The organism is Mycolicibacterium confluentis, assembly GCF_010729895.1.
Taxonomy (GTDB): domain Bacteria; phylum Actinomycetota; class Actinomycetes; order Mycobacteriales; family Mycobacteriaceae; genus Mycobacterium; species Mycobacterium confluentis.
Genome location: NZ_AP022612.1, coordinates 3221971 through 3242020, shown reverse-complemented (window position 1 = coordinate 3242020; position 20050 = coordinate 3221971). Strand labels below are relative to the sequence as shown.

Below are 20050 nucleotides of genomic sequence, written 5' to 3'. Positions count from 1 at the left end.
CGTGTCCCGGGGGGCCTTTTCGCATCTCCCTTGGCGCCGAGACCGCTGCCACTGCGAAATCCGGCCCCAGACGTCGCAGCCACCGCAGTCTCGGCGGAAAAGGCGTGGAGAGTTCACCGACGCGTCACGTCGCGATTGCCGACCGGCCCACTGGCTGCGCGAGCGTGCTGACCATGAGCACCGCATCTGTACTCATCGCCGCAGATCACCACAACCAACCCGCCGACGCGCCGCGCTACACGCTGCTCCTGAGCGCCGACGCCGACCTGATCGAGGCCGCGCAACGACTGCGGCACGACGTCTTCACCTCTGAGCCCGGATTCGAGCTGACCGGGGCCCTCGACGGCCGCGACGCCGACGAGTTCGACGAGCACTGCGATCACCTGCTGGTCCGCGACGACAGCACCGGAGAATTCGTGGGCTGCTATCGGATGCTCCCGCCCCCAGGCGCCATCGCGGCCGGCGGCCTCTACACCGCAACGGAGTTCGACGTGCGCGGCCTGGATGCACTGCGGCCTTCGCTGGTCGAGATGGGGCGCGCGGTGGTGCGCGCCGACCACCGCAACGGTGCCGTCGTGCTGATGATGTGGACGGGCATCCTGGCGTATGTCGACCGCTGCGGATACGACTACGTCGCGGGCTGCGTCTCGGTTCCGGTGCTCGACCCGACGGGGCAGACCGGCCCCGGCTGCCAGATCAGGGGAGTGCGCGACCTCGTGGGCCGCAGCCACGCCGCCGACCCGCGGTACACCGTCCACCCCTACCGTCCGGTGGTGATCGACGGCCACGGCCTTGACGACATCGAACCCCCGCCGCGACCGACGATCCCCGCGTTGATGCGCGGCTACCTGCGCCTCGGCGCCCAGGTGTGCGGTGAACCCGCCCACGATCCGGCGTTCGGCGTCGGGGATTTCCCGGCACTGCTCGACAAGCGGCGGGCCGACATCCGCTACCTGACCCGCCTGCGAACGATGGCCGGCGCGACGGAGGCGGCGCGGTGACCACCCCCTGGGTGCCGCGGGCGTCGTGCACCGACGACTGCATGCACGCCGGCATGGCCCCGTTGGGGCGTCGGCCCGTGGTGGCGCTGCGGGTGCTGCTGCGGACGATGCTGGCCCTGGCGCTGCTGCCCGCGATGCCGCTGCTTGCGGTCCCGCTCCCGGGCCGCTCACATCTGCAGCGCGGCTACTGCCGCCTGATGCTGCGGGCGCTGGGTGTGCGAATCACGGTGTCGGGCGGGCCGATTCGCAACCTGAGAGGCGTCCTGGTGGTCAGCGGGCACATCTCCTGGGTGGATATCTTCTCGATTGGCGCGGTGATGCCCGGGTCGTTCGTGGCCAAGGCTGAGCTGATCAGCTGGCCCGCCTTCGGAGTGCTGGCCAGGCTGATGAAGGTCATCCCCATCGAGCGGTCGAACCTGCGCAGGCTGCCCGACGTCGTGCAGACAGTGGCGGCGCGCCTGCGCACCGGGCGCACCGTCGTCGCCTTTCCCGAGGGCACCACGTGGTGCGGCCTGGGGTACGGAGAGTTCCGCCCAGCCATGTTCCAGGCCGCGATCGACGCGGGCCGACCCGTGCAACCGCTGCGCCTGACCTATCACCACCGCGACGGCCGTGCCTCGACGGTGCCGGCCTACATCGGCGACGACACGCTGCTGGCGTCTCTGCGCCGCCTCGTGGTGGCCCGGCGCACCGTGGTCCATGTGCAGGTCGAGTCGCTGCAACTGCCCGGAACCGACCGGCGCGACCTCGCGGCGCGCTGCCAGTCCGCTGTGCGCCACACCCGGGTGCGTCACTGCGGTGCGGACCACGCGTTGGCGGCCTGACAGCGAATCGGTTGTACAGCCCACCTGCGGGTACTCTGGGTGGGTCATGAGTCCCGCCAGCCCCGTCTACCTCGACCACGCCGCCACCACTCCGATGCACCCCGCCGCCATCGAGGCGATGACGGCGGTGCTGGCGACAGTCGGGAACGCGTCCTCGCTGCACACCTCCGGGCGCACCGCGCGGCGCCGCATGGAGGAGTCGCGCGAGTCGATCGCCGCGGCGTTGGGGGCCCGGCCCTCCGAGGTGATCTTCACCGCGGGCGGCACCGAAAGTGACAACCTGGCCGTCAAGGGAATCTTCTGGGCCCGCCGCGACGCCGACGCCCGCCGTCGCCGCGTCGTCACCACCGCCGTCGAGCACCACGCCGTACTCGATGCGGTGCAGTGGCTCGGTGAGCACGAGGACGCCGAGACCACCTATCTTCCGACCGAGGCCGACGGGTCGGTGACGCCCGCTGCGTTGCGCGCGGTGCTGGAAGCGCACGATGACGTCGCGCTGGTGTCGATCATGTGGGCCAACAACGAGGTCGGCACGATCATGCCGATCGAGGAACTCGCCGCGGTGGCAGCGGAGTTCGACGTGCCGATGCACACCGACGCCGTCCAGGTCGCAGGCCAGATTCCGGTCAGCTTCGCCGACAGCGGGTGTGCGGCGATGAGCGTCACCGCGCACAAGTTCGGCGGCCCCACCGGTGTGGGCGCCCTGCTGCTGCGCCGGGACACCGCCTGCGTGCCACTGGCGCACGGCGGCGGGCAGGAGCGCGACGTGCGCTCCGGTACACCGGATGTCGCGGGCGCGGTCGCCATGGCCGAGGCGCTGCGCATCGCGGTCGAGGGCATGTCCGCCAACGGCGCACGCATGCGTGCGCTGCGCGACCGCCTGATCGAAGGCGTGCTCGCCGAGATCGACGACGTCGTGGTCAACGGCTCCCTGGCTCGGCGGCTGCCGGGCAACGCGCACTTCACGTTCCGCGGCTGCGAGGGCGACTCGCTGCTGATGTTGTTGGACGCCAACGGAATCGAATGCTCGACCGGGTCAGCATGCACGGCCGGGGTCGCGCAGACCTCGCATGTGCTGCTGGCCATGGGCGCCGATCCGGAGACGTCCCGTGGTTCCATCCGTTTGTCTTTGGGGCACACCAGTGTTGACGCCGACGTCGACGCGGCACTTCGCGTGCTGCCCGCCGCTGTCCTGAGGGCGCGGCAGGCCGCGCTGGCCAGTTCAGGGTCGGTGCGCTGATGCGGGTTCTGGCTGCCATGAGCGGCGGCGTCGACTCCTCGGTGGCCGCGGCCCGGATGGTCGACGCGGGCCACGACGTGGTGGGCGTGCACCTGGCGCTGTCCTCGGCGCCCGGCACGCTGCGCACCGGGTCGCGTGGGTGCTGTTCCAAGGAGGACGCCGCCGACGCGCGCCGCGTGGCCGACGTGCTCGGCATCCCGTTCTACGTCTGGGATTTCGCGGACCGCTTCAAGGAAGACGTGATCGACGACTTCGTCGAGGCGTATGCGCGTGGCGAGACCCCGAACCCGTGTGTGCGCTGCAACGAGCGCATCAAGTTCTCCGCACTGTCCGCGCGTGCCCTGGCCCTGGGCTTCGACACCGTCGCGACCGGGCACTACGCGCGCCTGTCGGAGGGTCGCCTGCGGCGCGCGGTCGACGGCGACAAGGACCAGTCCTATGTGCTCGCCGTGCTGACGGCCGAACAGTTGCGCCACGCGGCTTTCCCGGTGGGGGACACCCCCAAACCGGAGATCCGCGCGGAGGCCGCGCGGCGCGGACTCCTGGTGGCCGACAAGCCCGACAGCCATGACATCTGCTTCATCCCGTCCGGTGACACGCAGGCCTTCCTGGGGGCACGGATCGGTATTCGCCCGGGCGCCGTGGTCGACGCCGGCGGCACGGTGCTCGCCGAACATGAAGGCGTGCACGGGTTCACGATCGGACAACGCAAGGGTCTTGGCATCGCGGGCCCGGGACCCGATGGTCAGCCCCGCTACGTCACCGCGATCGACGCCGAGACCGGCACGGTGCGCGTCGGGACGAAGGAAGACCTCGAGGTCGCCGAGTTGACCGGCGAACGGCCGGTTTTCACCTCCGGCACACCACTGGTCGGTGCGGTCGAATGCCAGGTCCAGGTGCGCGCGCACGGCGGCCTGGGCGACGGCGTGGCCGAGGTCGTGGACGGTGCCCTGCGGATGCGGTTGAACACCCCGCTGCGGGGCGTGGCGCCGGGGCAGACCATGGTGCTCTACCGCCCCGACTCCGACGGCGACGAGGTGCTGGCCAGCGCGACGATCGTCTCCGCGCGCTGACCGTCCCCTTTCCTTCCCACGAGCGTCCCCTTTTGTACGCCAAACACGGCGTGGCGCTGTACCAACACGGCCCGTCGCGGGGGACCTGAGGCCGCTCGCGGGGGATTGGCTAGGGCTCGACGGTGACCTTGATTGCCTCGCCGTTCTTGACGATCTGGAAAGCGTCAAGCACCTTCGCCAGTGGCACATGCCGGGTGATCAGATCCTTGACCGGCACCTGACCGGTCGAGATGTACTCCAGCGCCCGCTTGTTGTGCTCGGGAGCCGACCCGTTGGCGCCGTGGATGTGCAACTGGCGGTAGTGCACCACATTGCTGTCGCACGTGATGGTCGGGTTGGTCTTGGGAAGACCGCCGAAGAATGAGATGCGTCCGTTGCGGGCCGCCATCGCGATCGCCTGCTCCTGCGTGACGTTGGCCGCGGTCGCGGTGATGACGACGTCGGCGCCGCGCCCGCCGGTCAACTCCATGACCCGTTCGACGACGTCGACCTCGGCGCCGTTGATGGTCTCATCGGGGTTCACGGCGTCGGCGGACATTTTCAGCCGAGCCTCGTTGACGTCGACCAGGTAGACCGGCCCACACTTGTGCACGCCACGCGCGATGCGGATGTGCATACAGCCGATGGGCCCCGCGCCGAACACCACGACGGTGTCGCCCTCCTCGATGCCCAGCAGGTCCTGCGCGTTGATCGCGCACGCGAAGGGTTCGGCGGCCGAGGCCTCGTCGAAGCCGACGTTGTCCGGAATGCGGTTCAGGCCATCGACTTTGAGCACCTGCCGCGGAACGATCATGTACTCGGCGAAGCCACCGTCGTACTGATAGCCCATCGAGGTCTGGTTCTGGCACACGGCCATCCAGCCCTTGCGGCATTCGTGGCACTCGCCGCAGGGCACCGCCGCGATCACCTGGGCACGGTCGCCCACCTGCCAGTTCGATCCGTAGGCGGCGTTGACCTCGGCGCCCACCTCGACGACCTCGCCCGCGATCTCGTGGCCGATGGTGCGTGGTGGCGACAGGTTCTGGTGACCGTTGTAGAAGATCTTGACGTCGGTGCCGCAGGTCGAGCAGTTGCGCACGCGCAGTTTGATCTCATCCGGCCCGCACGTCGGCTCGGGCACATCCTCGAGGCGGACATCCTCGGGGGCGTAGAAGCGCAGGGCCAGCATGGTGTCGTCCTTCCGTAGAACACGTGTGGGCCAGGTCACAAAAAGTCGGCCAGTTAGCACTGTAGCGCGAATATGGGCACAAAACCACCTCGATGACTGCCCATTTATGCCCGAATGCTTGCCAACGTGACCGATTGTGGAGTTTACTGCTGCTATCGGGTGATGTGACGGGCATCACTGTCAGCGATCGGAGGCAGCAGTTGTCCACCACAACGACACCATCGTCGATGCGCACCGGGGCCCGGGTCCGGGTGCAGAAGCTGGGCACCTTCCTGTCCAACATGGTCATGCCCAACATCGGAGCCTTCATCGCATGGGGCCTGATCACGGCCCTGTTCATCAAGACCGGATGGCTGCCGAGCCTGTTCGAGGACCTGCGTGACCCCAGCGGATGGGTCGCCAAGATCGGCGGATGGGGCGACTACGACGGCGCAGGCATCGTCGGCCCGATGATCACCTACCTGCTGCCGATCCTGATCGGTGCGACGGGCGGGCGGATGGTCTACCAGACCCGCGGCGCGGTGGTCGGCGCGATCGCGACCATCGGCGTGGTCGCGGGCGCCGACGTGCCGATGTTCATGGGCGCGATGATCATGGGCCCGCTCGGCGGGTGGCTGATGAAGAAGGTCGACGCACTGTGGGAGGGCAGAATCCGCCCCGGCTTCGAGATGCTGGTCGACAACTTCTCCGCGGGCATCCTCGGAATGTTCCTCGCGATCTTCGGCTTCTTCGGCATCGGTCCGATCGTGTCGTCGTTCACGCGCGCCGCGGGCAACGCCGTCGACTTCCTGGTCGAGAACGACCTGCTGCCCCTGACGTCGATCTTCATCGAACCGGCCAAGGTGCTGTTCCTCAACAACGCGATCAACCACGGCGTTCTGACGCCGCTGGGCACCACCCAGGCGCTGGAGACGGGCAAGTCGATTCTGTTCCTGCTGGAGACCAACCCGGGACCAGGCCTGGGAATCCTGTTGGCTTACATGGTGTTCGGCCGGGGAGTGGCGCGGGCGTCGGCGCCCGGCGCGGCGATCATCCAGTTCTTCGGCGGCATCCACGAGATCTACTTCCCGTACGTGCTGATGAAGCCCAAGCTGATCGCGGCGGCCATCCTCGGCGGCATGACCGGCGTCTTCATCAACGTGTTGTTCGGGTCGGGACTGCGGGCGCCGGCCGCACCGGGGTCGATCATCGCGATCTACGCCCAGACCGCGTCGGGAAGCTTCATCGGGGTGACGCTGGCGGTGCTCGGTGCCACCGCGGTGTCCTTCGCCGTCGCGGCCCTGCTGCTCAAGACCGACCGGGCCGCCGACGAACCGGACCTGGCCGCCGCGACCGCCGAGATGGAGGCCCTGAAGGGTAAGAAGTCCAGCGTGGCCTCGGCGCTGGTCGGTGCCGGGGGCGCGCATGCGATCCAGAGCATCGTGTTCGCGTGCGATGCGGGCATGGGATCGTCGGCGATGGGGGCCTCGGTGCTGCGAAAGAAGGTGCAGAAGGCGGGATTCGGTGACGTCAAGGTCACCAACCAGTCCATTGCCAATCTGGCCGACACCTACGATCTGGTGGTCACGCACCGCGACCTCACCGATCGGGCGCGGCTGAAAACCCCGTCGGCCCTGCATGTCTCGGTGGACGACTTCATGAACAGTCCGCGCTACGACGAGATCGTCGAACTGCTCGGGCAGGGCGGCACCCGGGCATCGGCGGAGCCGCCGACCGCCGAACCCGAGGCCGAGGCGGACGGTGTCGGTGCCGACGTGCTGGCGATCGACTCGATCGTCCTGAGCGGCCGTGCCTCCAATGCCGGCGAGGCGATCGACGAGGCCGGTCGGCTGCTGGTGACCGCGGGTGCGGTGGAACCCGGCTATGTCGAGGCGATGCACGAACGGGAGAAGTCGGTGTCGACCTACATGGGCAACGGTCTGGCGATCCCGCACGGCACCAACGACGCCAAGGGGGCCATCCGACGCACCGGCATCTCGTTCGTCCGGTATCCCGAACCGATCGACTGGAAGGGGAAACCGGCCGAGTTCGTCGTCGGCATCGCGGGCGCGGGCAAGGACCACATGGCGCTGCTCAGCAGGATCGCGAGCGTGTTCCTGAACTCCGACGAGGTGGCCAAGCTGCGCGCCGCGCGCACCGCCGAGGAAGTGAAGGCGATCCTGGCTGTCGCCGAGTAGCGTGTCGCCGTGGATTCGGAGAGCAGACAGGCCCGCATCGTCGAGTTCGCCAGGACCCGGGGCCGCGTCGAGGTCGCGGGACTGGCAGAAGAACTCGACGTCGCGACCGAGACGATCCGGCGGGACCTGAAGGTCCTGGCCTCGCGGCGGCTGCTCAAACGTGTTCACGGCGGCGCGATTCCGCTCGAGACGGCCGCCTTCGAGTCCGGCGTCGAGTACCGCAGCCAGGTCGACCTCGCACAGAAGCACCGAATCGTCTCGGGCGCAGCGGCTCTGCTTCAGGGTGCGGAGACCGTGTACCTCGACGAGGGGTTCAGTCCGCGCCTGATCGCCGAACGGTTGGCGGATCAGGAACTGACCGTCGTCACGTCCTCGCTGCTGGCCGCGGAGGCGCTGGCCGACAGCAGCACGGTCACGGTCCTGCTGCTGGGTGGCCGCATGCGTGGCCGCACTCTGGCCACGGTCGATCACTGGGCCGTCGACATGCTGAGCAGCCTCGTGATCGACGTCGCCTACCTGGGTACCAACGGGATCTCGCTCGATCACGGTCTGACCACGCCGGACCCGGCGGTGGCCGCGGTCAAGCAGACCGCGGTGCGGGTGGCGCGGCGACGCATCCTGGTGGCCGCACACTCGAAATTCGGCGTCACGAGTTTCTGCCGGTTCGCCAACGTTGGGGACTTCGACACGATCGTCACCGGCACCGAGTTGCCCGCCGCGGAGGCGCGGCGCTACGAGGCGCTGGGCCCGACGGTCCTGCGGCAGTGAACCGTCACCCGGGCACGTTGCGCAGCAGATTCGTCATGACGATCCGCGGCACGGATTCGGCGTACGCACAGAACGTGACCTCGGCCAGCACCACCGATTTGAGCCGATAGTCCCGACCGCACTCGGCGGAAGCCCTGGTGTGCAGTGCCGATTCCTCGGTGACGACATCGCCGAGAAACACCTGTCCGAACGACGTCTGGGCGCACTCGGTGGACGTCGCGACAAGATCGGAGAACACCCGCAGTGCGATCTGCTCGTCGGGATAGGTCGCGGCGGCCTGAGAGATCAGGGCGGCAGCGGGCGGGTTCTGATATGTCACCTTGTGGAAGTCATCGATGACACCCGCGCTGCCACTGCGGTACTTCCCGAACACCTCGGTTTCGACGAACAGGAAGCGGCAGGGCGGGGGAGCATCCCTGGCCAGCAGGTCGATGTCGACGGGATAGTCGGAGTCCATCGACGGGATGACGCTGAGATCCTCGCCTCCGCCGGTGATACCGCGCATCTGCGCCAGGGTGAGCATCACGGCGTCGGCATCGACCACCGGCGCCCACAGCGGTGGTTCGGCGGACGGTTTGGCGCCGAGGCCCGCGACCGTCAGCGTGCACCCGGTCGTGGCGCCCGCGATCAGGCCCAAGACCAGGACCAGCACGCCCCAGCTGAACCTGCCCACTCTTGGGAGACTAACCGCCATCCCCTACGGTTGACCGGTGAACACCTTCGCCACTGCGACCGGAATCGGATCGTGGCCCGGCACCGCGGCCCGCCAGGCAGCAGAAGTGGTTGTGGGCGAACTGCATTCGCTGTCGCATCTTCCCGAACTGCCGGCCAGGGGGGTGGGCGCCGACCTGATCGGGCGAGCGGGCGCACTGCTGGTCGACATCGCGATCGACACCGTGCCCCGCGGATACCGGTTGGTGGCCCGACCCGGAGCGGTCACCCGCCGCGCCCGCAGCCTGCTCGACGAGGACATCGACGCCCTCGAGGAGGCCTGGGAGATCGCCGGATTGCGGGGGTCGGGACGGCCGGTGAAGGTGCAGGCGCCTGGACCGATCACGCTGGCCGCCGAACTCGAACTTCCCAACGGACACCGCGCGATCACCGACCTGGGTGCCGTGCGGGACCTGACGGGTTCGCTGGCCGAGGGGGTGGCCGTGCACCTGGCGACGCTCGCGCGCCGGTTGGAGACCGAGGTGGTGGTGCAGTTCGACGAGCCGCTGCTGACCGCGGCGCTGGCCGGAAGGCTGTTGGGCGTCACCAGCCTGAGCCCCGTGCGCCCGATGGAGGTGGGGGTGGCCGTCGAACTGCTCGACACGTGCCTGACCGCCGCGGGCACGCAGACGGCCGTGCACACCTGCGCCGCTGACATTCCATGGAATGTGTTGTCCCGCAGCACTGCCAACGCAGTCGGCGTGGACACCGGAGTACTGCGCGCGGCGGACCTCGACGGGCTCGGGGAATTCCTCGAATCCGGTCGCACGGTGCTGCTCGGCGTGGTCCCGACGGCGGCCCCGGCGGCGCGGCCCGCCGTTGAGGAGGTCGCCAAGGCCGCCGCGGCGATCACGGACCGCCTCGGTTTCCCGCGCAGCGTGCTGGCCGGGCAGGTGGGCATCACCCCCGCATGCGGGCTGGCCGGTGCCACTGCCGACTGGGCGCGCCGGGCCGTCGAACTGTGCCAGCAGGTGGCCGACGGATTCGCGCAGGACCCTGAGTCGATCTGAAAAACGCAAACAAAAGGTTGCGTATATGTCGTGGGCGGACTACCGTCGGCGGCATAAAGGAAACCAGGAGGTTGCGTATTATGGCCGATGATCGAATCGAGAAGAGCGCTGTGCTGCGGGCCCCGCTGGACCGCGTATGGCGTGCGATCAGCGATTCCGCCGAGTTCGGCACGTGGTTCGGGATGGTGATCGAGGGCCCGTTCGTCCCCGGCGTCACGGTGCAGTGCGTGATGGGGGAGACCGTGGTCGACGACGCGGTTGCGGCGCAGCAGAGCGAGTACGCCGGCGAACGGTTCCCGCTGCACATCGTGGCCGTGGAACCGCCCCGCCAGTTCAGCTTCCGCTGGAACCCCGTTCCCGGCCAGGAGTACGCCGATCTGACCACGCTGGTGGAGTTCACGCTCAGCGAGGTCGACGACGGCGTCCTCCTCGAGATCGTGGAGTCGGGCTTCGACGCGGTCCCCGAGGAGCATCGCGCCACGGCCTTCGGCAACAACGACCAGGGCTGGGCCGAGCAGCTTCGGATGGTCGCCGGCTACGTCACGGCCGAGTCGCGGGCATGACCGCTGTCGCCGCACCCGTCTACGACGCGCTCGGCGATCGGAACCGGCTGCGCATCGTGATCCGCCTGTGCGAGGACGGGCCGAAGTCCACGTCCGCGCTGAGCGAGTCCATCACGCGGCAGGCCGCCGCCAAGCATCTCGCGCTGCTCGAGGAGGCGGGCCTGGTGCGCAGTGAGAAGCGCGGCCGGGAGCGGATCTGGTCGGTGCAGACCGAATCCCTCACGGCGGCAGCCGATTACCTCAACGCGCTGTCCCGGAAGTGGGATCAGCGGATCGAGGCGTTGCGGGCGCTCGTCGAGCGGGATCAGGACTGAGCGTCCAATTCCCTGATCAGCCGTTTGGCCGCGATCTGCCGGTAGGAGGCGTCGATGAGTTCGGCGACCTCGTCCCAGTCCACCTTCGCGGCCGTGAAGTCCAGGCCCAGCCAGCCGAACGGACCCATGTACGCCGGGAAGAAGAACCGGTCGTCCTGCTCAAGCGCGGGGCGCTCGGACTCCTCGACCTTGATCAGCAGCGCATGCGGCATCGTGACCATCTCGCCGGTCGACTTGCAGCTGCCGCCGTACATCGCGAACATCTTCGGCGCGCTGAACACCGGCCTGCCCCACGACACCTTCTCGGAGGCGCCCGGCAGCGCGAGTGCGATCCGGCGCACGTCGGCCAGCCCGAAATCGTCGTCGCTGAACATGATCGGATGCGGCACAGGGCGGAGCCTACGTCAGTGGCGTTGGATAGCCTGCCAGGGTGAGTGCAACAGATCCCGACACCGAGGCCGACGCGGACGAGGCGGATCTGCGCCGCAGGTGGCAGGAACTCGCCGATGAGGTGCGTGAGCACCAGTTCCGCTACTACGTCCGCGACTCTCCGATCATCACTGACGGTGAGTTCGACGAACTGCTGGGCAAGCTGATCGCGCTCGAAGAGCAGCATCACGAACTGCGCACGCCCGACTCGCCGACCCAGTTGGTCGGTGGCGCGGGGTTCGAGACCGAGTTCGCGCCGGCCGACCACCTCGAGCGGATGCTGAGCCTCGACAACGTCTTCAACGCCGACGAACTGGCGGCCTGGACCACGCGCCTGCAGACCGAGATCGGTGCCGACGAGCACTTCCTGTGCGAGCTCAAGATCGACGGTGTCGCGTTGGCGCTGGTGTATCGCGACGGCCGCCTCGAGCGCGCCGCGACCCGCGGTGACGGGCGCACGGGTGAGGACGTCACCCTCAACGCGCGCACCATCGAGGACATCCCACAACGGTTGACCGAGAGCCCCGACTACCCGGTGCCCGAACTGCTCGAGGTCCGCGGTGAGGCGTTCTTCCGGGTGGCCGACTTCGAGGCGCTCAACGCCAGCCTGGTCGAAGAGGGCAAGCCGCCGTTCGCCAACCCGCGCAACAGCGCGGCCGGGTCGCTGCGCCAGAAGAACCCGGCGGTCACCGCACGGCGCAGGCTGCGGATGATCTGTCACGGCCTGGGCCGCACCCAGGGGTTCGCGCCCACCAGCCTGCACGACGCCTATCTGGCGCTGAAGGCGTGGGGACTGCCGGTGTCCGAGCACACGGCGCGCGTGCAGGGGCTGGCCGCGGTCGAGGAGCGCATCGCCTACTGGGGCGAGCATCGCCACGACGTCGACCATGAGATCGACGGTGTGGTGGTCAAAGTCGACGAGGTGTCGCTGCAGCGCAGGCTCGGCGCCACGTCGCGCGCCCCGCGCTGGGCGATCGCCTACAAGTACCCGCCCGAGGAGGCCACCACCAAGCTGCTCGACATCCGCGTCAACGTCGGTCGCACGGGCCGCGTGACACCGTTCGCCTACATGGAACCGGTGAAGGTCGCCGGGTCGACGGTCGGCCTCGCGACGCTGCACAACGCCTCGGAGGTCAAGCGCAAAGGCGTCCTGATCGGCGACACCGTGGTGATCCGCAAGGCGGGTGACGTCATCCCCGAGGTGCTCGGGCCGGTCGTGGACGCCCGTGACGGTTCCGAGACGGAGTTCGTCATGCCCACGCACTGTCCCGAATGCGGCAGCCCGCTGGCGCCGGCCAAGGAGGGTGACGCCGACATCCGCTGCCCGAACTCCCGAAGCTGCCCCGCGCAGTTGCGGGAGCGACTGTTCCACATGGCCGGTCGCGGCGCCTTCGACATCGAGGGTCTCGGGTACGAGGCCGCCGTCGCGCTGCTGCAGGCCGGTGTCATTCCCGACGAGGGTGACCTGTTCACCCTGAGCGCCGAGGATCTGCTGCGCACCGACCTGTTCACCACCAAGAAGGGTGAGCTGTCGGCCAACGGCAAGAGACTTCTGGGCAATCTGGACAAGGCCAAGGAGCAGCCGCTGTGGCGCGTACTCGTGGCGCTGTCCATCCGGCACGTCGGCCCCACCGCGGCGCGGGCCCTGGCCGGAGAGTTCGGCAGCCTCGAGGCCATCGAGGAGGCCTCCGAGGAGCAGTTGGCCGCGGTCGAGGGCGTCGGCCCCACCATCGCGGCGGCCGTCATCGACTGGTTCACGGTCGACTGGCACCGTTCGATCGTCGAGAAGTGGCGCGCCGCCGGTGTCCGGATGGCCGACGAGCGCGATGAGAACACGCCCCGTACGTTGGAGGGCCTGTCGATTGTGGTGACCGGATCGCTGCCGGGGTACTCGCGCGACGAGGCCAAGGAGGCGATCCTCGCGCGCGGCGGCAAGGCCGCCGGATCGGTGTCGAAGAAGACCGCGTACGTCGTGGCGGGTGACTCGCCGGGGTCGAAATACGACAAGGCGGTCGAACTCGGGGTGCCCATCCTCGACGAGGACGGTTTCCGGCGGTTGCTGGAAGAGGGGCCGCAGGTTAGCTAGAAATGCCTGCGCGGGTGCGCAGTTAGTGCAGAGCGGAACCGCCCGCGTTGGTAGAATGAGACGGAATCGGCCACGTCAGTGGTCCAATCTGATCGGTTCGATCCCGATATGCGGGGTCGAACCGACGTGACGATGGGGGATCGTGTGGAGGCCAGCCGGGTGGGCGGTGTGTTGCTGTGACCAACTGGAGCAATGACCCGGGGTACGGCGGCGCGCAGTGGCAGCAGCCGGGCCAGTGGCAGCAGCCCACTCCGTACGGAGCCCCGCCCCAGTTCGGCAACCAGCCCCCGCACTGGACCGCCGGCGGGTACCCGCCGCCGCCGAAGCGCAGTCGCGCCCCGTGGGTGATCGGCGGCGTGGTGGCCGCCGTGCTGGTGCTCGTCGTGGGAATCGTGACCGTCGTGGCGGTCTCCTCGGGCGGGTCGGGCAAGGCGAGCAGTCCCGGTGACGCCGTCAAGGGGTACCTCGAGGCACTGGCCCGCGGGGACGCCGAGGCCGCGTTGGCGTACGCGGTCGACACCCCCGCCGACAAGACCTACCTCACCGACGAGGTGCTCGCGAAGCAGATCGAGCACTCGCCGATCAAGGACATCCGAATCCTCAGCGACGACGGCGTCGGCAGCCTCGGCAGCGTGCACGTCGCGGTGAACTTCGGAGACAAGGTCTCCGATGTCACCGTCCACCTCGACCGCGTCGACGGCGGTTGGAAGCTCAAGACGGGCGCCATCAAGCTGACGTTCTCCTCGCTGGTCACCGAGGAGGCCGGGTCCAAGACGCTGACCTTCTTCGGCAAGCCGGTGGACGTCGCCAAGCCCACCTACGTCTTCCCGGGGTGGCTGGATGTGGGGAACACCAACCCGAACATCGAGCAGGAGTCGCGGCAGTTCCCGCTGCTGCTCGACCAGATGAGCGGCTACTCATCGGGCACTTCGGTGTCCTTCCAGTACTCGCTCAACGACACCGGGCGCACCGCGGTGCAGAACGCGCTCAAGTCCGCCCTGGAGCAGTGCGCCAAGTCGACATCCCTGAAGCCCGCGAACTGCCCTCAGGGAGTGCGTGATTCGGGTCTGGTCGACGGCACGGCGAAGTGGACCTGGTCGCGCAACATCGACGATCTGAGCATCGCCGACTACCTGCCCGCGGATCTCAAGGTGCGGCTCAACGGCACCACGAGCTACCAGGTCAGCGCGCAGGGTGGCAACGGGACGCGCTCCGGTGATGTCAAGGCCTACATCAGCGGAGAGGCCGACGTCAGCCAGGATCCGCCCGTCGTCACGTTGCGGAGCTGACCCCGTGGGGCCGTACCCGCCGTACCCGCCGCAGTACCCACCGCCGCCGGGTCAGCCGCCGTGGTATCAGCCCGCGCCGCCGCCCCCGAAACCCAACCGCAGGCCGCTGATCATCGCACTGTCGTCGATTCTCGCGGTGGCCCTCGTGATCGGCGTCGTGGTCGCCGTTGTGCTGATCCGGGCCGGGAATTCCGCCCGCCCCGCCGACACCGTGCGGGCCTACCTCGACGCCCTGGCGAGAGGGGATGCGCAGGCCGCGCTGGCGCTCAGCGACGCCCAACCGGCCTCGACGACGTTCCTCACCGATGATGTGTTGAAGAGACAGATCGAGCGCTGGCCGATCACCGGGATCGAGGTCACCGATCAACCCGGTGCGCAGGGATTCGCGATGATCAAGGCCAAGGCCGAGTTCGGCGGCAAACCGTCGGAGACCGAGGTCGTGGTGCGCAAGCGCGGGGGCGAGTGGAAGCTCGACAGCGCCACCCTCAACGTCACGGTGTCCAAGTACTCCGAAAAGAGCCCCGAGCACACGCTGACGCTCTTCGGACAGCCGATCGGTGACGTCGACAACGTCTATGTCTTTCCGGGGTATCTCGAATTCGGTTCCAGCAACCCCTATCTCGGGGTCCAGGTGCCGCCGCTGCTGCTGGACGGGCTGCGCATGGGTGACCTGCAGACCCTCACCAGCCCACGCTTCGCGATCAACGACGCGGGCCGTGCCGCGGTCAACAAGGCGATCGAAACCTGGCTCAGCGCCTGCGTCAAGAACCCTGAGGCCAACTATCGCTGCGTCGAGTTGACCACCGACCCGCCGATGAACCGCGCGACCGCACGGATCCGGGGACCGGTCGATGTCAGCGGCCTGACACAGACCCTGCGATCCGGGTCGTTCGGCGTGGACGTCAGCGGCGAGGTGCGCTACACGATCGCGGCTGACACCGCCGACGGGCGGCCGACCACCTACAGCACCAAGGGGCCGATCGGCACCACCGTCGACCTCAGCAGGGATCCGCCTGCGGTCGGCGCGCTGCGGTGAACCCGCCTCAGCGCAGGATCGTCGCGACGATCCCCGCGAGGTAGCCCAATCGAGCGACCTCCGAGGGCCGGAAATCCGGCCCGCCGGGCCGGCCCAGCACCACGACCGTGTTCGGATCACCCAGGGGTGCGGCGGCCAACGTGGTGTCCATATCGCGCCACAACTGCGGCACCCAGTCGGCGGTGGCGTCCAATGCGGCGGCGTGCTCCAGCGGCAGCCATGGCGCCGAATCCACCTGTGTCTCAGGGGCTCCCGAGCTTCCGGCGACCCGCTTCAGACCCTCCTCGGTGAGCCGGGCGACAGTGCACCAACCGACCCGCAGCACGCGGGGCGCCTCGTCGGCGAGCACCTGCAGCCGCGCGGCCTTGGAACCGGCCGCGGCGATGTGGTCGATGAGTTCGAGTTCGCGGTGCGCCTCGAGCAGGCCGGTGTGCGGCCGGATGGAGTCGACGTGCACACCCTTGAGCGCCTCGGCGGCCGTGATCAGCATGTCCGGCATGGCACCGGCCGGCAGATCGACCACCAGATCGTCGATGGCATAACCAGATGCCCGCTCAACGACGTCGAGGGACAGGATGTCGGCACCCACCGAGCCGAGCGCGACCGCCAGGGAGCCAAGGCTGCCTGGCCGGTCATCCAACTGGACCCGCAGTAGATAGGACGGCACGCGCACACTGTTCCACAGCGCCGTGCGCCGGGCATGCCGGGGTGGGGGCCGCTTCAGCGCCGCAGATACCCGGTGCAGGGTGCTGACCTGCACCGGAAGGCGGGTTCGAACAGGTCGGGACGGGCGCGGGCGGCGCGCCCGAGGACCCCGTCGTCACCGACGATGAGCAGGCCGACGTCCCCGCGGTCGAGCACCCGGTTCGCGCCGGCGGCATCGAGGTCGACGGGAGCGAAGAACGCCGCGCGCGACAGATCGGCCGGCCAGGCCAGGTAGGGGAGTTCGGCACCGGTGTCGATGACCGTGACCTCCCCGGGTGCCATCTGCTCCAGCGCGTCGAGATAGTCGATGGGTGGCCCCGAGGCGCCGACCGCGCGCTGCCGTTCGGCCGGACTCATCGCCGGATACGCGGTCAGGGGCGGACCCTCGCCCGTCAGGCCCGGATAGGCGATGACGAGGTTGCCTGCCGCGATGACGGCGATCGCCGCCGCCACCGCGCCCCGACCCCAACCCCGCGCGGGCAGCCCGCCCGCCGCGAATGCCAGCGTCAGCCCCGCGAACGCCAGGACGTACCGGGCCACCGAGGGATCGGGCGTGGCCAGCGTCGCGACGAAACAGGTCGCCACTGCCCAGGACCGGGTGCGTACCGCCCGAATGACCGCCACCGGCAGCGCGATCAGGAACAGCAGTCCGAGGCCGCCGAGGCGCATGTCGAACGCGGGCACTGGCGGCAGCAGCGTGGTCCAGGACTCGAGCACGCGGGCGGGCACCGTGCCATGCGCGCGGGGAACGGCCGCACCCGAGTTGAGCAGGCTGGTCATCGGCGTGGTGCCGGGCAGGTGCACCGGCCCGACGTCGACCCGCACCGGCCAGACCGGATTCCCGTGGCGCGCGATGTTGACCACATAGGTCGGCGTCCCGATCGCCAGCGCGAGCAGCCAGGCCAGCCCGACCTCACGTCGAAGCCCGGCCCGCCAGGCCGCCACGGCCAGCACACCCAGCAGCACCGCAGCCGCCAGCGGTGCCTGCGGTTTGGACCCCAGGAACAGCCCGATGGCCAGACCGGCGAGCAGCACGCGGGCACGGTCGAGGTCGGCCAACAGGAACGCGATCGCCCCCAGCGCCAAGGCCGCGGAGGCGACATCGGTGTAGTTGGTGGGCAGTTGCAGGAACACCGCGGGCAGCGTCAGCCACGCGGCACCCGCGGCCAGCGCGACGTCGGGTCGTGCGCCGAAGCGGTGCGCCACGGCCGCGATGGCGACCACACCCAGCAGCCCGAACGGCAGATGCCCCAACTCGACAAGGCGGTCGTCGGGCAGCAGCGCCCGCCCCGCGGTGAACGCCCACTCCACGACGTGCGGGTAGGTGGACAGGTACGGAACGTCGACGGGGACGTCGGCCAGCGTCCCGCGCTGCAACACGAGGTTGACGAACGGGAGGTGGTACCCGAGGGCGTCCCACTGCCACACCGGCAGCAGCCAGGCGCTGACCACGGCCAGCAGCACCGCGACCGCCGCGACCGCGAGCACCGGGGCACTCGCCCAACTGACCGCTGAGCGCCAGGGGATGCCCACCGGGGTGCCCCGGAGGCGGGCCGCGGCGACTGCCGCCACGGCCGCCAGACCCAGGACAGTCAGCAGAGTCGTGGCGTTCAGCATGCCGACGGCGGCCAGCGACCAGGTGCCGAGCACGACGAGTGCGGTGGTCAGTAGCCCGCCGGCCAGCAGGCGCTCGAAGCCGGTGCCGTCGGGGAGCGCCACCGGGCCCAGGTGAAGGACCAGGACAGTCAGCAGCACCAACCCGATCGGCAGCCCGGCCCACGCCACGCCGAACAGATTCGCACGCCCGCGTGCGCCAGGCAGCGGCGTTGGGTCACTCGGGCTGCGGCTAGGCTTGACGCTCGTGTCGCAGATCTCCCGAGATGACGTCGCCCATTTGGCGCGACTGGCCCGATTGGCGCTGACCGACGACGAACTGGACAGCTTCTCCGGCCAGCTCGACGCAATCCTCGAGCATGTCAGCCGGATCCAGGCTGTCGACGTCACCGACGTCGAGGCCACCGACAACCCGCTCAAGGACGTCAACGTCACGCGGCCGGACACCGTCGTGCCGGGCTTGAGCCAGCCGGAGGCGCTCGCCGCCGCGCCGCGCGCCGCCGAGGGACGCTTCGCCGTCCCGCAGATTTTGGGAGAGAGCCAGTGAGCACGTCTGACCTGGTCCGGCTGTCCGCGGCCGATCTGGCCGCCAAGATCGCCGCCAAGGAGGTGTCGTCGACCGAGGTGACCCAGGCGTGCCTGGACCAGATCGAGCGCACCGACGGCGACTACAACGCCTTCCTGCACGTCGCCGGTGAGCAGGCCCTGGCCGCGGCCGGCGAGGTTGACGCATTGGTCGCCGCGGGTGACCAGCTGCCGTCGGCGCTCGCGGGGGTGCCGTTGGCGCTCAAGGACGTGTTCACCACCAAGGACATGCCCACGACCTGCGGCTCGAAGATCCTGGAGAACTGGGTCTCGCCGTATGACGCCACCGTGACCGCGCACCTGCGCGCGGCAGGCATCCCGATCCTGGGCAAGACCAACATGGACGAGTTCGCGATGGGCAGTTCGACCGAGAACTCCGCGTACGGCCCGACCCGCAATCCGTGGGACACCGAGCGCGTGCCGGGCGGCTCGGGCGGCGGCAGCGCCGCAGCGCTCGCGGCGTTCCAGGCCCCGCTGGCGATCGGCTCCGACACCGGCGGCTCGATCCGCCAGCCCGCCGCGCTGACCGCCACCGTCGGCGTGAAGCCCACGTACGGCACCGTCAGCCGGTACGGCCTGATCGCGTGCGCCTCGTCGCTGGACCAGGGCGGCCCGTGCGCGCGGACCGTGCTGGACACCGCGCTGCTGCATGAGGTCATCGCGGGCCACGATCCGCGCGACTCCACCTCGGTCAACGCCCAGGTGCCCGACGTGGTGGCAGCCGCGAAGGCCGGCGCGACCGGCGACCTCAAGGGCGTCCGTGTCGGTGTCGTGGCCCAGCTGCACAGCGGCGAGGGCTACCAGCCCGGTGTGCTGGAGTCCTTCAACGCTGCGGTCGACCAGTTGCGTGCCCTCGGCGCCGAGGTCACCGAGGTCGACTGCCCGCACTTCGACTACTCGATGCCCGCGTACTACCTGATCCTGCCGTCGGAGGTGTCGAGCAACCTCGCCCGGTTCGACGCCATGCGCTACGGCCTGCGCGTCGGCGACGACGGCACACACAGCGCCGAGGAGGTCATGGCGCTGACCCGCGCGGCGGGCTTCGGCCCAGAGGTCAAGCGCCGCATCATGATCGGCACCTACGCGCTGTCGGCTGGGTACTACGACGCGTACTACAACCAGGCCCAGAAGGTCCGCACGCTGATCGCGCGCGATCTCGACCGGGCCTACGAGTCCGTCGACGTGCTCGTGTCGCCGGCCACCCCGACCACCGCGTTCCGGCTCGGCGAGAAGGTCGACGATCCGTTGTCGATGTACCTGTTCGACCTGTGCACGCTGCCGCTGAACCTTGCCGGTCACTGCGGAATGTCGGTGCCGTCGGGTCTGGCCTCGGACGACAACCTTCCTGTCGGTCTGCAGATCATGGCCCCCGCGCTGGCCGACGATCGTCTCTACCGCGTGGGTGCGGCCTACGAGGCGGCCCGCGGGCCGCTTCCGACCGCACTGTAACCGCGTTC

19 protein-coding genes are annotated in these 20050 nt (G+C 69.3%); 14 read left to right on the top strand and 5 right to left on the bottom strand.

Going from position 1 to position 20050, the window contains the following annotated elements:
- The first annotated feature begins 173 nt into the window (after window positions 1-173).
- From G6N34_RS15150 to mnmA, 4 genes are read left to right on the top strand one after another with little or no spacing between them, the layout of a single operon-like run.
- Window positions 174-1001 carry a GNAT family N-acetyltransferase gene (locus G6N34_RS15150; RefSeq protein ID WP_085151851.1) on the top strand — a complete coding sequence of 276 codons (828 nt, stop codon included), beginning with the start codon at window positions 174-176 and terminating at the stop codon, window positions 999-1001.
- A gap of 41 nt (window positions 1002-1042) precedes the next feature.
- Window positions 1043-1825, top strand: a complete 783-nt coding sequence (locus G6N34_RS15145; RefSeq protein WP_085151852.1) for a lysophospholipid acyltransferase family protein — start codon at window positions 1043-1045, stop codon at window positions 1823-1825.
- A 46-nt stretch (window positions 1826-1871) separates the two neighbouring features.
- Window positions 1872-3065, top strand: coding sequence for a cysteine desulfurase family protein (locus tag G6N34_RS15140; protein ID WP_085151511.1), 1194 nt, complete (start codon window positions 1872-1874; stop codon window positions 3063-3065).
- Window positions 3065-4138: a tRNA 2-thiouridine(34) synthase MnmA gene (gene mnmA / locus G6N34_RS15135; protein WP_085151512.1), complete on the top strand. Its 1074-nt coding sequence runs from the start codon at window positions 3065-3067 to the stop codon at window positions 4136-4138. Before G6N34_RS15140 ends, mnmA begins: the two co-directional genes overlap by 1 nt.
- 109 nt (window positions 4139-4247) lie before the next feature.
- Here the strand turns inward: mnmA and G6N34_RS15130 are convergent, their stop codons facing one another.
- Window positions 4248-5306, bottom strand: coding sequence for a zinc-dependent dehydrogenase (locus G6N34_RS15130; RefSeq protein ID WP_085151513.1), 1059 nt, complete (start codon window positions 5304-5306; stop codon window positions 4248-4250).
- A 227-nt stretch (window positions 5307-5533) separates the two neighbouring features.
- Here G6N34_RS15130 and G6N34_RS15125 point away from each other — a divergent pair, with 227 nt between their 5' ends.
- A complete protein-coding gene (locus tag G6N34_RS15125; protein ID WP_085151514.1) occupies window positions 5534-7483 on the top strand; it encodes a PTS mannitol transporter subunit IICBA in 1950 nt (649 codons plus the stop codon).
- A 9-nt stretch (window positions 7484-7492) separates the two neighbouring features.
- Window positions 7493-8251, top strand: a complete 759-nt coding sequence (locus tag G6N34_RS15120; RefSeq protein WP_085151515.1) for a DeoR/GlpR family DNA-binding transcription regulator — start codon at window positions 7493-7495, stop codon at window positions 8249-8251.
- 4 nt (window positions 8252-8255) lie between these two features.
- Here the strand turns inward: G6N34_RS15120 and G6N34_RS15115 are convergent, their stop codons facing one another.
- Window positions 8256-8924 carry a sensor domain-containing protein gene (locus G6N34_RS15115; protein ID WP_179965760.1) on the bottom strand — a complete coding sequence of 223 codons (669 nt, stop codon included), beginning with the start codon at window positions 8922-8924 and terminating at the stop codon, window positions 8256-8258.
- 37 nt (window positions 8925-8961) lie between these two features.
- Here G6N34_RS15115 and G6N34_RS15110 point away from each other — a divergent pair, with 37 nt between their 5' ends.
- From G6N34_RS15110 to G6N34_RS15100, 3 genes are all read left to right on the top strand, one after another.
- Entirely contained in the window at window positions 8962-9972 is a 1011-nt protein-coding gene (locus G6N34_RS15110; protein ID WP_085151517.1) for a methionine synthase, read from the top strand.
- An 80-nt stretch (window positions 9973-10052) separates the two neighbouring features.
- A complete protein-coding gene (locus G6N34_RS15105; RefSeq protein WP_085151518.1) occupies window positions 10053-10535 on the top strand; it encodes an SRPBCC family protein in 483 nt (160 codons plus the stop codon).
- Window positions 10532-10849, top strand: a complete 318-nt coding sequence (locus G6N34_RS15100) for an ArsR/SmtB family transcription factor (protein WP_085151519.1) — start codon at window positions 10532-10534, stop codon at window positions 10847-10849. Before G6N34_RS15105 ends, G6N34_RS15100 begins: the two co-directional genes overlap by 4 nt.
- Here G6N34_RS15100 and G6N34_RS15095 read toward each other — a convergent pair.
- The gene (locus G6N34_RS15095) at window positions 10840-11238 is read right to left on the bottom strand and encodes an MmcQ/YjbR family DNA-binding protein (protein ID WP_085151520.1); all 399 of its coding nucleotides are present in this window, start codon (window positions 11236-11238) and stop codon (window positions 10840-10842) included. The genes G6N34_RS15100 and G6N34_RS15095 overlap by 10 nt on opposite strands.
- 41 nt (window positions 11239-11279) lie before the next feature.
- Here G6N34_RS15095 and ligA point away from each other — a divergent pair, with 41 nt between their 5' ends.
- The 3 genes from ligA (at window position 11280) to G6N34_RS15080 (ending at window position 15689) form a co-directional block, all read left to right on the top strand.
- Window positions 11280-13364, top strand: coding sequence for an NAD-dependent DNA ligase LigA (gene ligA / locus G6N34_RS15090; protein ID WP_085151521.1), 2085 nt, complete (start codon window positions 11280-11282; stop codon window positions 13362-13364).
- 176 nt (window positions 13365-13540) lie between these two features.
- Window positions 13541-14653, top strand: coding sequence for an Rv0361 family membrane protein (locus G6N34_RS15085; protein ID WP_085151522.1), 1113 nt, complete (start codon window positions 13541-13543; stop codon window positions 14651-14653).
- A gap of 4 nt (window positions 14654-14657) precedes the next feature.
- The gene (locus G6N34_RS15080; protein WP_085151523.1) at window positions 14658-15689 is read left to right on the top strand and encodes a DUF4878 domain-containing protein; all 1032 of its coding nucleotides are present in this window, start codon (window positions 14658-14660) and stop codon (window positions 15687-15689) included.
- Window positions 15690-15696: 7 nt separating this feature from the next.
- Here G6N34_RS15080 and G6N34_RS15075 read toward each other — a convergent pair whose 3' ends face one another.
- Both G6N34_RS15075 and G6N34_RS15070 read right to left on the bottom strand, forming a co-directional pair.
- Entirely contained in the window at window positions 15697-16356 is a 660-nt protein-coding gene (locus G6N34_RS15075) for an ACT domain-containing protein (RefSeq protein ID WP_085151853.1), read from the bottom strand.
- A 53-nt stretch (window positions 16357-16409) separates the two neighbouring features.
- Complete coding sequence (locus G6N34_RS15070) at window positions 16410-18179, bottom strand: ArnT family glycosyltransferase (RefSeq protein WP_085151524.1); 1770 nt, start codon at window positions 18177-18179, stop codon at window positions 16410-16412.
- Window positions 18180-18255: 76 nt separating this feature from the next.
- On the opposite strand from G6N34_RS15070, the gene gatC reads away from it, so the two are divergent.
- Both gatC and gatA read left to right on the top strand, forming a co-directional pair.
- Window positions 18256-18555, top strand: a complete 300-nt coding sequence (gene gatC, locus G6N34_RS15065) for an Asp-tRNA(Asn)/Glu-tRNA(Gln) amidotransferase subunit GatC (protein WP_085151525.1) — start codon at window positions 18256-18258, stop codon at window positions 18553-18555.
- Window positions 18552-20042 carry an Asp-tRNA(Asn)/Glu-tRNA(Gln) amidotransferase subunit GatA gene (gene gatA / locus G6N34_RS15060; RefSeq protein ID WP_085151526.1) on the top strand — a complete coding sequence of 497 codons (1491 nt, stop codon included), beginning with the start codon at window positions 18552-18554 and terminating at the stop codon, window positions 20040-20042. Before gatC ends, gatA begins: the two co-directional genes overlap by 4 nt.
- The last annotated feature ends 8 nt before the right edge of the window (window positions 20043-20050 follow it).